We start from the raw sequence: 12,561 nt of genomic DNA, 5'->3' as shown, positions 1-12,561 counted from the left end.
TTGATTACTTTACTAACAAAAAAGTTAGTTTTCTCGGAATGATATGTTGCATTGTTGCTTTTGTTGAGTACAATTGCGGCTACCTGATGCGGTGCGCTGGTTAAATTGTTGTTAAAATGAACTAACAATAGTTAAAAGTGTTATCGCACGTAGAGGTGCAATTGCAAAGAGTAACTCTCATTGGGGTGATGCCAATGAATGGGAGCAAAAGGTGTAATTGCCGAAGTAAATTGTATATCTAAGCAATTTGCTGGGGTTGTGCTAAATAGGTACAACACTGCCATAGTCTTAATTTTAAACTATGGAGCGCTACTGTAGGGTTGGGTGAAGTGTTCACTTCCCTTTCGCTTAGTTCAACATGAACTTGGTCGTCTGTACCGAGTTTGTCTGCAGTAGATCTCTAGCCAAATAAAAATAAACTGGTTTTTGAAGATCATGAATTTAATAGATTTTGCAACATCGCCTTTATCATTGCTCCCGCCACTGGTGGCATTGAGCCTTGCTATTGTGACTCGTCGTGTTTTAGTTTCTCTTGGTGTCGGTATTGTAATGGGCGCTATTCTGCTGGCTGATTATTCAGTTGGTAATGCCGCGAGCTATGTTGCTACTAAGGTATCGGGTGTTTTCATTGAAGACGGCGGTATTAACACTTGGAACATGAGTATTGTCGGGTTCCTTCTTCTTTTGGGTATGATGACGGCGTTGCTAACGCTATCTGGTGGTACTCGTGCGTTTGCTGAATGGGCACAGTCTCGTGTTAAGAGCAAACGTGGTTCTAAACTATTAGCTGCATTCTTGGGTGTATTCATCTTTGTTGATGATTACTTCAACAGCCTAGCCGTTGGTGCGATCTCTCGTCCTGTAACAGACCGTTTCTATGTATCTCGCGCTAAGCTTGCTTATATCTTAGATTCAACTGCTGCTCCAATGTGTGTGATCATGCCAGCATCAAGCTGGGGTGCGTACATCATGACTATCATCGGTGGCATTCTTGTGACTCATGGTATGACAGAGTACTCGGCACTAGGCGCATACATCCGTCTTATCCCAATGAACTTCTACGCAGTGTTTGCACTACTAATGGTATTTGCAGTGGCGTGGTTTGGTCTTGATGTAGGCAAAATGCGTGACCACGAAATTGAAGCATCTCAAGGCCGTGGTTTTGAAGGCGACAATGACAGCCAACAAGCTCACGACCTAAATGAAGAGCTAGACATTGAAGAGAGCCAAAATGGTTCAGTGTCTGATCTAATTATGCCTATCGTATCGCTTATCGTGGCGACAGTAGCAGCGATGCTATACACCGGCGGCGCGGCACTGGCTGCTGACGGCCAAGCGTTTAACTTACTTGGTGCGTTTGAAAACACAGATGTAGGTAAGTCTCTTGTTTACGGTGGTATCTTAGGTCTACTTGTTGCTCTAGCAACCGTGTTTAAGCAAAAACTGCCTATGGCGGAAATCGTTCGTACTATGTGGATCGGTGCTCGCTCAATGTTTGGCGCAATCCTGATCCTTGTATTCGCATGGACAATCGGTTCAGTTATTGGCGACATGAAAACAGGTACCTACCTATCTTCGCTAGCAACGGGCAACATTGATTACCACTGGCTACCAGTGATTCTATTCCTACTTGCTGGTCTGATGGCATTCTCTACTGGTACATCATGGGGTACCTTCGGCATCATGCTACCAATCGCGGGTGACATGGCTGGCGCGACAGACCTTGCACTTATGCTGCCAATGTTGAGTGCGGTACTAGCAGGCTCTGTATTTGGTGACCACTGTTCTCCAATCTCAGATACAACCATTCTGTCTTCAACCGGTGCACGTTGTAACCACATCGACCACGTAGCTACGCAGCTTCCTTACGCGCTGTCTGTGGCTCTAGTATCATGTGTAGGCTTCATCGTTCTGGGTATGACAGCTTCTGTAGCGCTTTCGTTCTCAGCAGCAGCGCTAACATTTGTTGGTGTGTGTTTTGCACTGGGTTACTTCTCGCGTTGCAAAATGGCAACTTGCAAAAGCTAATCAGTGAAATAACCACACTTAAGAGGGAGGCTACGGCTTCCCTTTTTTATTGGCGTTAAATTAATTTTAAAAATCGTGAAAAAAGTTCGAATAAATGGTTGAAAAAGACCACCACCTTAGTTAGTGTGGAGATAAGACAGCAAACAACATAAGAGCTGATAAGTATGCGTAAATTAGTAATGAACATTCATCACCATCATCACCCTATCTAGTCTTTCGGGGAGATATACGCGTACCCGGGAGCAAGATTACTCCCGGAGGTTAAGTCAAAAGAATTTAGATTTAAACCCTCGGGATGACAGAGTCTTCCGAGGGTTTTTTAGTTTTAGCGCTTTAAATTAATTAATAAATTCAAATATTTGCACAGGGATACAGCAATGCAGACACAACGCCTAAGAATCGCAATTCAAAAGAAAGGTCGCCTAAGTAAAGAGTGCCAAGACCTACTAAAAAAATGTGGTGTTAAATTCAACATCATGGGTGAGCGCCTAGTTGTACATTCACTAAATATGCCAATCGACCTATTACTGGTTCGTGATGATGACATCCCAGGTTTGATCATGGACGGTGTCGTTGACCTTGGTTTCATTGGTGAAAATGAACTGGAAGAAGTTCGCCTAGATCGCCTTGCTCTTAAAGAGCCTGCAGAGTTCCAAACACTACGTCGTCTAGATTTCGGTGGTTGCCGTTTATCTATCGCAATCAATAAAGACGAAGAGTACAACGGACCGCAAGACCTAGCGGGCAAGCGTATCGCAACCACTTACCCTCAACTTCTAAAAGCTTACATGGACGAGCAAGGTGTTGATTTCAGCACTTGTATGTTAACTGGCTCTGTAGAAGTGGCTCCTCGCGCAGGACTAGCAGATGCGATTGCTGACTTAGTTTCTACAGGCGCAACACTGGAAGCAAACGGTCTAAAAGAAGCTGAAATCATCTTCCAATCTAAAGCGACACTGATTCAACGTACTGGCGAATTTGACGCAGATAAGACAGCACTGATTGAAAAGCTACTAACGCGTATGCAAGGCGTACAACAGGCTAAAGAGTCTAAGTACATCATGCTACACGCTCCAACTGCTCAGCTTGAACAGATCAAAGCATTGCTACCTGGTGCTGAAGATCCAACGGTTCTTCCTCTTTCAACGGACAAAGACAAAGTTGCAGTTCACCTAGTAAGTACAGAGAACTTGTTCTGGGAAACGATGGAACAACTGAAAGAGCTAGGTGCGAGTTCAATCCTAGTATTACCAATCGAAAAAATGATGGGGTAATCCGCATGAGAACCGTTGTTTGGCAATCTTTAAGTGAATCTCAGCAAGATTCTGTACTAGAGCGTCCCGCGATTAGTGAGGGCGCAAACATCACCGCGGCTGTTTCTGAGGTTATCGCCAAAGTGCGAAGTGAGGGCGACGCAGCACTGACTGAACTGACCGAAAAGTTTGACCGGGTAACGCCAAAGTCTATCCGCGTTTCGGCGGACGAGATTGAAGAAGCAAGTGCTCGTCTAACAGCAGAAATGAAGCAAGCGCTAGAGCAGGCTTACAGCAACATTGCTAAGTTTCACGAAGCGCAAAAACCGCAACCTATTAAGGTCGAGACTCAACCTGGCGTTGTATGTGAGCAGGTGACTCGCGCTATCAATACGGTTGGTCTTTACATTCCGGGTGGTAGTGCTCCGCTTCCTTCAACGGTTCTAATGCTTGGTGTTCCGGCTCAGATAGCGGGTTGTCGTAAAGTGGTGCTTTGTTCACCACCACCGATTGCAGACGAGATTCTATACGTCGCTAAGCTTTGTAAAATTGATGAAGTATATAATGTAGGTGGCGGTCAGGCTGTTGCTGCTATGGCTTACGGCACTGAGACGGTATCAAAGGTAGATAAGATCTTTGGCCCTGGTAACGCTTACGTTACCGAGGCAAAGCGTCAAGTGAGCAACGATTTCCGTGGCGCGGCGATTGATATGCCTGCGGGTCCTTCTGAAGTACTTGTTATCGCAGACGAAACAGCAGATGCCGACTTCATTGCTGCGGACTTGTTGAGCCAAGCTGAGCACGGCCCTGACTCTCAAGTGGTATTAGTAACGCCATCACCAGTGATTGCAGACCAAGTAACGGAAGCGGTTCAGAAGCAACTCAAAGAATTGTCTCGTGCAGATATCGCGCAACAAGCGTTGGCGTCGAGCTTAATCATCATTGCAGAATCGATTACGCAAGCGGTCGCTATCTCTAACTTCTATGGCCCTGAGCACTTGATCGTACAAACTAAGAGCCCACGCGAACTTCTACCTCTACTTGATAATGCAGGTTCAATCTTCTTAGGTGACTGGTCACCCGAGTCAGCAGGTGATTACGCATCGGGTACCAACCACGTTCTTCCAACTTATGGTTATACCAAAACCTACTCTAGCTTAGGTTTGGCGGATTTCTCTAAGAGAATGACAGTTCAAGAGCTATCAGCAGATGGTTTGAAAGGTCTCGCGCCAACGGTTGTTACCATGGCAGAAGCAGAAGGTCTTGATGCACACAAACGTGCTGTAACCATCCGAGTTGAAAAACTCAATCGCGCCGAAGTATAGAATTAAAGAGAGTAAGTTGTTCATGGAAAAGCTAGCAAGAAAACAAGTTCAAGCCTTAACTCCTTATTTGTCGGCAAGACGAATCGGTGGCTCTGGTGACGTATGGCTTAATGCCAATGAATCTCCATTTGATAACGAATACACGCTGAATCTTGCGCGTCTAAATCGTTATAGTGAGTGTCAGCCAAAAGAGATGATTGAGGCGTACGCTCAATACGCGGGTGTTAAAGCTGAACAGACCATCACAACTCGTGGTGCGGACGAAGGTATTGAGCTTTTGATTCGCGCTTTCTGTGAGCCGGGTGAAGATGCAATCCTGTATTGTCCACCGACCTATGGAATGTACGCGATTAGCGCGGAAACGATCGGTGTTGAGCGAAAGGTTGTTCCATTAACCGCCGATTGGCAACTCGATCTCCCTGCGATCGAAGCGCAGCTTGATAACGTTAAAGTGGTATTTGTATGTAGCCCAAACAATCCTACGGGTAACCTGGTTGAGCGCAAAGACATCATTAAGTTGTTGGAAATGACGCAAGACAAAGCGATTGTAGTGATGGATGAAGCGTACATCGACTTCTGTCCAGAAGCCTCGACGGTGGATCTTTTGGACCAGTATCCAAACCTCGCGATCTTAAGAACACTTTCTAAGGCGTTTGCTTTGGCTGGTTTGCGCTGCGGCTTCACGTTGGCGAACAAAGAGTTAATTGATGTGCTTCTTAAAGTTGTCGCACCTTACCCAGTACCAGTTCCAGTAGCGGAGATCGCCACTCAAGCGCTGTCTCAAGAAGGGCTAGCTCGTGCGAAGTTCCAAGTGCTTGACCTTAACGCAAACCGTGCTTATCTACAGGCAGGTTTAATGGGGATGCCACAACTGACGGTGTTCGATGGTTGGGGTAACTACTTGCTCGTTAAATTCCCTGATGGTGATGCACTGTTTAAAGCTGCGTGGGACAACGGCATCATTTTACGCAATTCGCCGATCGAAGATTGTGTTCGTATCAGCGTTGGTAATCGAGAAGAGTGCGAAAAGACACTTGGTTTTATTCGAAACTTTTACCAATAGAAACAGCGATTGATTACGCGAAGTAAACAGATTGATTTGGCTTAGATACTATTGTCTGAGCCACAAGATTTAAAATTAAAAGGAAGTTCCAGTGAGTAAACAACAGAAAATTCTATTTATTGACCGTGACGGTACTCTGATCGTTGAGCCGCCTGTCGATTTTCAAGTTGACCGCCTAGACAAGCTTAAGTTTGAGCCGTTAGTGATTCCTAGTTTGCTTGCGCTGCAAGATGCTGGTTATCGTCTAGTGATGGTTACTAACCAAGATGGGCTTGGCACGGATAGCTACCCTCAAGAAGACTTCGATGCGCCACACAACATGATGATGGAGTTTTTCGAATCTCAAGGTGTGAAGTTTGACGATGTACTGATTTGTCCTCACTTTGACGAAGACAACTGCTCTTGCCGCAAGCCAAAACTGGGTTTGGTGAAAGAGTACCTGCAAGCGGGTAAAGTCGATTTCCAGAATTCTGTTGTGATTGGCGACCGTGTTACTGACCTGCAGTTGGCCGAGAACATGGCTATTCGTGGCATTCAGTACAACCCAGATCCAAATGCAGAAGGCATGATGAACTGGCCGCAAATCCTAAAAGATTTAACTGTAAAAGCCCGCGTTGCAGAAGTGGTTCGTACTACCAAAGAGACGGACATCAAGGTTGCTGTAAATCTTGATGAAACAGGCGGTAATAAGATTGATACCGGGATGGGTTTCTTCGACCACATGCTGGATCAAATCGCGACACACGGCGGCTTCCAAATGAACCTGTCGGTGAAAGGCGACCTGCACATCGATGATCACCACACGGTAGAAGACACAGCACTGGCTCTTGGCCAAGCACTAAAAGATGCGCTGGGTGACAAGCGTGGCATTGGTCGATTTGGCTTTAGCCTGCCAATGGATGAGTGTCTGGCACAGTGTGCGTTAGACCTATCTGGTCGTCCGTACCTAAAGTTCGATGCGAAGTTCAGCCGTGAGCAAGTAGGCGATCTTTCTACTGAGATGGTGGTTCACTTTTTCCGCTCACTAACCGATACGTTAGCGTGTACGCTGCACCTATCTTCAGCAGGTGATAACGATCACCACATCATCGAGAGTTTGTTTAAAGCATTCGGTCGTACTCTACGCCAAGCTATTAAAGTTGAAGGCAACGAGTTACCAAGTAGCAAAGGCGTACTGTAAGGAATAAGCATGAAAGAGCAGAAAGTCGTCATCATCGATACGGGCTGTGCCAATGTTTCGTCGGTAAAGTTTGCCATTGAACGCCTTGGTTATGCCGTTGAGATCTCGAAAGATCCTGCTGTCGTTCTGGCGGCAGATAAACTGTTTTTACCGGGCGTGGGCACCGCAAGTGAAGCGATGAAAAACCTTGCTGAGCGTGACCTAATTTCACTGGTTAAACAGGTTGAGAAACCACTACTTGGTATCTGTTTGGGCATGCAGCTGCTAGGTAAACTTTCGCAAGAGAAAGGCCAAAAAGCCGATGAGCTAGTCGAGTGTTTGGGTCTATGTGACGGTGAAGTTCGCCTAATGGATACTGGTGATTTGCCGCTTCCTCACATGGGTTGGAATACCGTGAAATCAACACCGGAACACCCACTGTTTAAAGATATCGAAGAGGGTGAGTACTTCTACTTCGTACACAGTTTTGCAATGCCAGTTGGTGACTACACTATCGCACAGTGTGAATATGGAAATCCATTTACCGCAGCGGTTCAAAGCGGTAACTACTACGGTGTTCAGTTCCACCCAGAGCGTTCTTCTAAAGCAGGCTCTAAACTGATTCAGAATTTCTTGGAATTGTAATAAAGGATTAGGCAGTGGCTAACACTGCCATAAAAGGAATGTAAATGATTATTCCCGCATTAGATTTAATTGAAGGCCAAGTTGTTCGCTTATTCCAAGGCGACTACGGCCAAGTAACAGAATACAAAGTTGACCCAGCTGAACAGTTCAATCTGTATCACCAAGCGGGTGCTAACTGGCTCCACCTTGTTGATCTTACCGGCGCTAAAGACACAACAGCGCGCCAACTGGACCTGATTGCTAAGTTACTGGCTAGCACACCGGCCAACATCCAGATTGGCGGTGGTGTTCGCAATGAGCAAGACGTTATCGATCTACTGGAAGCTGGTGCTCAACGCGTTGTTGTTGGCTCAACTGCAGTAAAACAGCCTGAACTTGTTAAAGGCTGGATGGAAAAGTATGGTGCCGAAAAAATAGTACTTGCTTTGGATATCAACATTGATGAAAACGGTACTCGTAAAGTAGCGATTTCAGGTTGGCAAGAAGACTCAGGTGTGACAATTGAAGCACTGATTGAGGACTACCTGACGGTCGGCCTAAAACACGTTCTATGTACTGACATCTCACGTGACGGTACGTTAGAAGGATCAAACGTAGAACTTTACGTTGATCTTTGTAAGCAGTACCCACAGGTTCAGTTCCAATCATCAGGTGGCATTGGCAGCCTAGCTGATATCGAAGCTCTTAAGGGAAGTGGTGTAGCTGGCGTCATTGTTGGCCGCGCACTTCTTGATGGCAAGTTCACTGCAGAGGAGGCGTTTGCATGCTGGCAAAGCGAATAATCCCTTGTTTAGACGTTCGTGATGGACAAGTAGTAAAAGGCGTTCAGTTCCGTAACCACGAAATCATTGGTGACATTGTTCCTCTAGCACAGCGTTATGCGGAAGAAGGCGCAGATGAATTGGTGTTTTACGATATCACCGCATCGAGTGATGGCCGTGTCGTCGATAAAAGTTGGGTAAAGCGTGTTGCGGAAGTGATTGATATTCCTTTCTGTGTTGCTGGTGGTATTAAATCGGCTGAAGATGCAGCACGCATTCTTGAGTTTGGTGCAGACAAAGTATCGATTAACTCTCCGGCACTGGCTAACCCACAACTCATCACTGATTTAGCGGATAAGTTTGGTGTTCAATGTATCGTTGTGGGCATCGACTCTTACTACGATAAAGAGACGGGTAAGTACCAGGTTTATCAATTCACTGGCGACGAAGCACGTACTAAGGCGACTCAATGGGAAACCAAAGATTGGGTTCAGGAAGTGCAGAAGCGTGGCGCAGGTGAAATCGTACTAAACATGATGAACCAAGATGGTGTGCGCAACGGTTACGACCTAGAGCAGCTGAATATGGTTCGTGAAGTGTGTAAGGTACCGCTGATTGCGTCTGGTGGCGCAGGTGCCATGGAGCACTTTGCAGAAGCGTACAACAAAACAAACGTGGATGGAGCGCTTGCAGCTTCTGTATTCCATAAACAAGTCATCAATATCGGTGAACTGAAGCAATATCTAAAACAACAAGGTGTAGAGGTGCGTCTATGAGTTTCGCAGCGACAGAAGTAAATACGCTGGCTGAACGTATCAATTGGGATAAGGTGGACGGTCTCGTTCCTGCAATCGTGCAAGATTTTCAGTCAAGCCAAGTACTAATGATGGGCTACATGAACCAAGACGCCCTGGCTAAAACGGGTGAAACAGGTCAAGTTACCTTTTTCTCACGCACTAAAGAGCGTCTGTGGACTAAAGGTGAGACGTCAGGTAATGTTCTACAACTCGTGAACATGTCATTGGATTGTGACAACGATACCTTGCTGGTAAAAGTGAACCCAATCGGTCCAACTTGTCACCTTGGAAATACCACCTGCTGGGATGTGGATCCGCAAGAAGAGACACAGATGGTGTGGCTTCATCAACTTGAGCAGCTATTGGCTGCCCGCAAGGACGCAGACCCTGACTCTTCTTACACTGCCAGCCTATATGCCCGTGGCACCAAGCGTATTTCGCAAAAAGTGGGCGAAGAAGGCGTTGAAGTCGCGCTTGCGGCGACGTCGGGCGATAAGGCGGAGTTAGTTTGTGAATCAGCAGACTTGATCTATCACCTAATGGTTCTATTGCAAGACCAAGGTCTATCAATGAACGATGTGGTGAATAAGCTAAAAGAGCGCCACAAGTAAGCTCTTTTTAGATTTATTGAACCCCATAAAAGATAGTACAAAGCCCCGTAAGCAACTATGTTTACGGGGCTTTTTTTAGCGCTCTATCCTGTGTATCTCTCTCACCTTTAGGCCTCGTCATTCCGAGGAGCCTAAGCGACATCAGGAATCTCTTCTTCTAATCTGACTTCCTATACGTACGAGTTAGCCACAGCACTTCTTGTATTTCTTACCACTGCCACAGATACACGGATCATTACGACCGATCTTAAAACTTTCTACGGTTTGGTTGAGACGAGGATCAATCTCAGGTTCAGGTTGGCTCTGTTCTGGAAACTCACCATCGATATAAAACCAAAGGCCATTTTCTCGTACGAAGCGCGAGCGTTCTTGCATGCAATACTGCGCGCCTTCTTCATTGAAATAGGCTTTGAACTCAACGAAACCTTCATCGATATTAGTTCCAGGTTGCGCATTAACCACTTCAAGTCCTGCCCAATCACTGTCAATGGATTCGGCAATACCTTCACGCTGCGCCTCAGCATTGCAGCTAGGGTGATAGGTATTCACTACATAATCCACTAGGCCGAGTACATGAGCGCTGTATCGCGAACGCATTAGCTGTTCTGGAGTTGTAACGTTATGATGGTCTTTATGCGCAACTTCACAGCACATAGCGTAGCTCTGTTTGCTACCGCAAGGGCATTGAGACATTTATCTTATCCTATAAAAATGGCCTCAATTATGAGGCCATTAATCTTGTCTGAATGAACATTGTCGTAAGTCTAACAAAACTCAAGGTGGTGATACACACTTATGTCGTTACTGGTGAGAGTAGCTCTTGTGCCCAGTTAGTTGCTTCGTCATAGGTTTGACCTAATTGAGCTTCTGTTAGCTTCAATAGGTTTCGGATACGTGTCGCTTCGTCCCAGCGAGCTTGCTCATAAGCAACAACCATAGCGAGTACCGCGCCAAGCACGCCTTTGCGGTTTACTAAGGCCTGCTTGATCTCTTCGTCGATTGGCACTGCGTTCAGTACTTCTTGCAGCGGCTGATCGAGTAGGGAGTCTAGAAGCGAGAACATACCTGTTAGGAAGGCTTGTCCGGGTTCTTCTTTAACGCGCATCTTTTCGATCAGCAGCTCGCATTGTCGAGCTCGAATTACGGCGAGGCCGTATAGGGAATCAGGCTTGTCTTCTTTAGCTGATGCAATCGCGACTAATGAGACGAACTTACGCAGTTTTTGTTCACCCAAATACACTAACGCTTGTCGGAAGGAGCGAATGGTCGTGGTCGCACCGCCAGCAGAGTTTACGTAGGTCAATAACTTATAAGATAAGGTCACATCCAAGGTGATCAGTCGCTCGACCTCATTGAAGTCGATCGGCTCGTTGGCGATTTCTTTGCACAATTGAATCGTGGTCAAAAATGCAGGGTTCAACGCGCGCGTTTGAATCATTTCAGGCTTGCTAAAAAAATAGCCTTGGAAGTAACTAAAGCCAGCCGCTTTTGCTTGCTCATACTCTTCGTGTGTTTCGACTTTTTCGGCGAGGAATTTAATGTCGAGATCACGCATCGTACTCATGAACATTGAAGCCTTTGCGATCGGCACAAGTCGGATATCAAACTTGATGATCGAGACGTAAGGAAGGAAGCGTTTCCAAGCTTTACTTGGCACAAAGTCATCCAGAGCGATGGTGTAGCCCGCGTCGTAGATGGTCTTGATAGCCTCTAGCAGCTCATCAGTCGGCTCACAGTCTTCAAGTATCTCAACGACCAAGCTCTCTTTCGGGAAAAGCGTTGGTACAAGGTTAATTAAGCTGGCATATGGGAAATTAACAAAACCGAGCTTGTCTCCTAACGTATTGTAGTGAGTAGACAAGAAATGGTCTGACAGTAAGCGACTGGTAGCAAGCTCAGGTTCGACTTCTGGAAACGTATTCTTAGGACCGTCTCTAAAAAGTAACTCGTAACCTAAGGTTTTTTTATCAATATCAAGTATTGGCTGGCGTGCTACGTATGAATATTTCACTTAGTATTGCGTTCGGTTTAGTTTTAATAGACTGATGATAGCTAATTCTGAGGAAATTACCATATACAATCATAGAAAGTCTGACGCATCATAATAATCCGTATGAAACGGCGGATTTAGTTATGAAATCGGTTGCTAAACTTTCTCGATTGCAGCTCAAACCCGTCTGGTGTCACGACCAAAACAGATCCTTGAGTATACCAATCACCAAGCACTACTCGAGTTTGTTCTTGATTTTCGGCATTGGTAAAACGATGAACATTTGGTCGATGAGTGTGACCGTGAATCATCAGATCGACCTGATTATCTTTCATCACTTTCTCGACTTCAGATTGGGTGACATCCATGATGTCGAGTGACTTTGTTTGTTTATCGTCTTTAATATCAGATTGCACTTTGGAAACAATCTTCTTCTTAATGAAGAAAGGAATTCGATTGAATACCCATTGTAGCCATGGCTGGTGGACTTTTTCCCTGAATGCAAGGTACTTAACATCCTCAGTGCAAAGTGTATCTCCATGGAGAACCACCGCCTTCTGCCCATAGATGTCGATCACTTCCACTTCGTCGAGAAGTCTTACACCCGTTTGCTTGGCGAATCGCTTGCCAACCAAGAAATCGCGATTACCTTGGGTAAAGTAGCAAGGAACACCTTGAGCAACTAAGTCGATAAATGTCTGGCGAATTGATTTTGCAAAGTCGCTAGTGTCATCATCTCCAATCCAAAACTCAAAAAGGTCACCTAATACATAGAGTGCATCGGCTTCGACGGCTTCATTCTTCATGAATGTAAAAAAGCACTCGGTAATGTCTGGTCGAGAAGGGGTGAGGTGCAGGTCTGAGATAAAATATGTTTTCATACAGTTTTAAAAAAAGGGAGCGAGTGCTCCCTTGTCCCAATTATTGAT

12 protein-coding genes, 1 riboswitch and 1 other annotated feature are annotated in these 12,561 nt (G+C 45.7%); of the genes, 9 read left to right on the top strand and 3 right to left on the bottom strand.

All coding sequences use genetic code 11. From position 1 onward, the window contains the following. Positions 1-142: 142 nt before the first annotated feature. A riboswitch (Lysine riboswitch) is annotated at positions 143-320 on the top strand. Positions 321-435: 115 nt separating this feature from the next. The 9 genes from AC6R05_RS15490 to hisIE all read left to right on the top strand — a co-directional run bounded on the left by AC6R05_RS15490 (position 436) and on the right by hisIE (position 9,642). Then, positions 436-2,028, top strand: coding sequence for a Na+/H+ antiporter NhaC family protein (locus AC6R05_RS15490; protein WP_032552098.1), 1,593 nt, complete (start codon positions 436-438; stop codon positions 2,026-2,028). Positions 2,029-2,215: 187 nt separating this feature from the next. Beyond that, positions 2,216-2,352: a sequence feature (His leader region), on the top strand. A gap of 53 nt (positions 2,353-2,405) precedes the next feature. Next, the gene (gene hisG, locus AC6R05_RS15485) at positions 2,406-3,302 is read left to right on the top strand and encodes an ATP phosphoribosyltransferase (protein ID WP_032552099.1); all 897 of its coding nucleotides are present in this window, start codon (positions 2,406-2,408) and stop codon (positions 3,300-3,302) included. After that, positions 3,302-4,606 carry a histidinol dehydrogenase gene (gene hisD, locus AC6R05_RS15480; protein WP_500647954.1) on the top strand — a complete coding sequence of 435 codons (1,305 nt, stop codon included), beginning with the start codon at positions 3,302-3,304 and terminating at the stop codon, positions 4,604-4,606. Before hisG ends, hisD begins: the two co-directional genes overlap by 1 nt. Positions 4,607-4,628: 22 nt before the next feature. Then, complete coding sequence (gene hisC, locus AC6R05_RS15475; protein WP_500647921.1) at positions 4,629-5,669, top strand: histidinol-phosphate transaminase; 1,041 nt, start codon at positions 4,629-4,631, stop codon at positions 5,667-5,669. Between the two features lie 91 nt (positions 5,670-5,760). After that, entirely contained in the window at positions 5,761-6,849 is a 1,089-nt protein-coding gene (gene hisB / locus AC6R05_RS15470) for a bifunctional histidinol-phosphatase/imidazoleglycerol-phosphate dehydratase HisB (protein WP_032552102.1), read from the top strand. Positions 6,850-6,858: 9 nt separating this feature from the next. Further along, positions 6,859-7,473, top strand: a complete 615-nt coding sequence (gene hisH, locus AC6R05_RS15465; protein ID WP_032552103.1) for an imidazole glycerol phosphate synthase subunit HisH — start codon at positions 6,859-6,861, stop codon at positions 7,471-7,473. 44 nt (positions 7,474-7,517) lie between these two features. Continuing rightward, positions 7,518-8,255 (top strand): 1-(5-phosphoribosyl)-5-[(5-phosphoribosylamino)methylideneamino]imidazole-4-carboxamide isomerase, encoded by a 738-nt coding sequence (gene hisA / locus AC6R05_RS15460; RefSeq protein WP_150894116.1) that lies wholly within the window; start codon positions 7,518-7,520, stop codon positions 8,253-8,255. Continuing rightward, positions 8,237-9,010: an imidazole glycerol phosphate synthase subunit HisF gene (gene hisF, locus AC6R05_RS15455; protein ID WP_032552105.1), complete on the top strand. Its 774-nt coding sequence runs from the start codon at positions 8,237-8,239 to the stop codon at positions 9,008-9,010. The genes hisA and hisF overlap by 19 nt, the downstream gene beginning before the upstream one ends. Further along, a complete protein-coding gene (gene hisIE / locus AC6R05_RS15450; protein WP_032552106.1) occupies positions 9,007-9,642 on the top strand; it encodes a bifunctional phosphoribosyl-AMP cyclohydrolase/phosphoribosyl-ATP diphosphatase HisIE in 636 nt (211 codons plus the stop codon). The genes hisF and hisIE overlap by 4 nt, the downstream gene beginning before the upstream one ends. Positions 9,643-9,825: 183 nt before the next feature. On the opposite strand, the gene AC6R05_RS15445 is transcribed toward hisIE, so the two are convergent. From AC6R05_RS15445 to lpxH, 3 genes are all read right to left on the bottom strand, one after another. Further along, positions 9,826-10,335, bottom strand: coding sequence for a YchJ family protein (locus AC6R05_RS15445; RefSeq protein ID WP_500647920.1), 510 nt, complete (start codon positions 10,333-10,335; stop codon positions 9,826-9,828). 100 nt (positions 10,336-10,435) lie between these two features. Beyond that, complete coding sequence (locus AC6R05_RS15440) at positions 10,436-11,653, bottom strand: EAL and HDOD domain-containing protein (RefSeq protein WP_032552108.1); 1,218 nt, start codon at positions 11,651-11,653, stop codon at positions 10,436-10,438. Between the two features lie 116 nt (positions 11,654-11,769). Next, entirely contained in the window at positions 11,770-12,513 is a 744-nt protein-coding gene (gene lpxH, locus AC6R05_RS15435) for a UDP-2,3-diacylglucosamine diphosphatase (protein WP_500647919.1), read from the bottom strand. Between the last annotated feature and the right edge of the window lie 48 nt (positions 12,514-12,561).

The organism is Vibrio sp. R11-SG3-ISO9 (genome assembly GCF_059834255.1).
This window is presented reverse-complemented; position numbering and strand designations above follow the sequence as displayed.

Excerpts from the sequence above, each read along its gene's own strand:
- AC6R05_RS15490 (WP_032552098.1), top strand. The coding sequence starts at position 436 with ATGAATTTAATAGATTTTGCAACATCGCCTTTATCATTGCTCCCGCCA.
- hisG (WP_032552099.1), top strand. The coding sequence starts at position 2,406 with ATGCAGACACAACGCCTAAGAATCGCAATTCAAAAGAAAGGTCGCCTA.
- hisC (WP_500647921.1), top strand. The coding sequence starts at position 4,629 with ATGGAAAAGCTAGCAAGAAAACAAGTTCAAGCCTTAACTCCTTATTTG.
- hisH (WP_032552103.1), top strand. The coding sequence starts at position 6,859 with ATGAAAGAGCAGAAAGTCGTCATCATCGATACGGGCTGTGCCAATGTT.
- hisA (WP_150894116.1), top strand. The coding sequence starts at position 7,518 with ATGATTATTCCCGCATTAGATTTAATTGAAGGCCAAGTTGTTCGCTTA.
- hisF (WP_032552105.1), top strand. The coding sequence starts at position 8,237 with ATGCTGGCAAAGCGAATAATCCCTTGTTTAGACGTTCGTGATGGACAA.
- hisIE (WP_032552106.1), top strand. The coding sequence starts at position 9,007 with ATGAGTTTCGCAGCGACAGAAGTAAATACGCTGGCTGAACGTATCAAT.
- AC6R05_RS15445 (WP_500647920.1), bottom strand. The coding sequence starts at position 10,335 with ATGTCTCAATGCCCTTGCGGTAGCAAACAGAGCTACGCTATGTGCTGT.
- lpxH (WP_500647919.1), bottom strand. The coding sequence starts at position 12,513 with ATGAAAACATATTTTATCTCAGACCTGCACCTCACCCCTTCTCGACCA.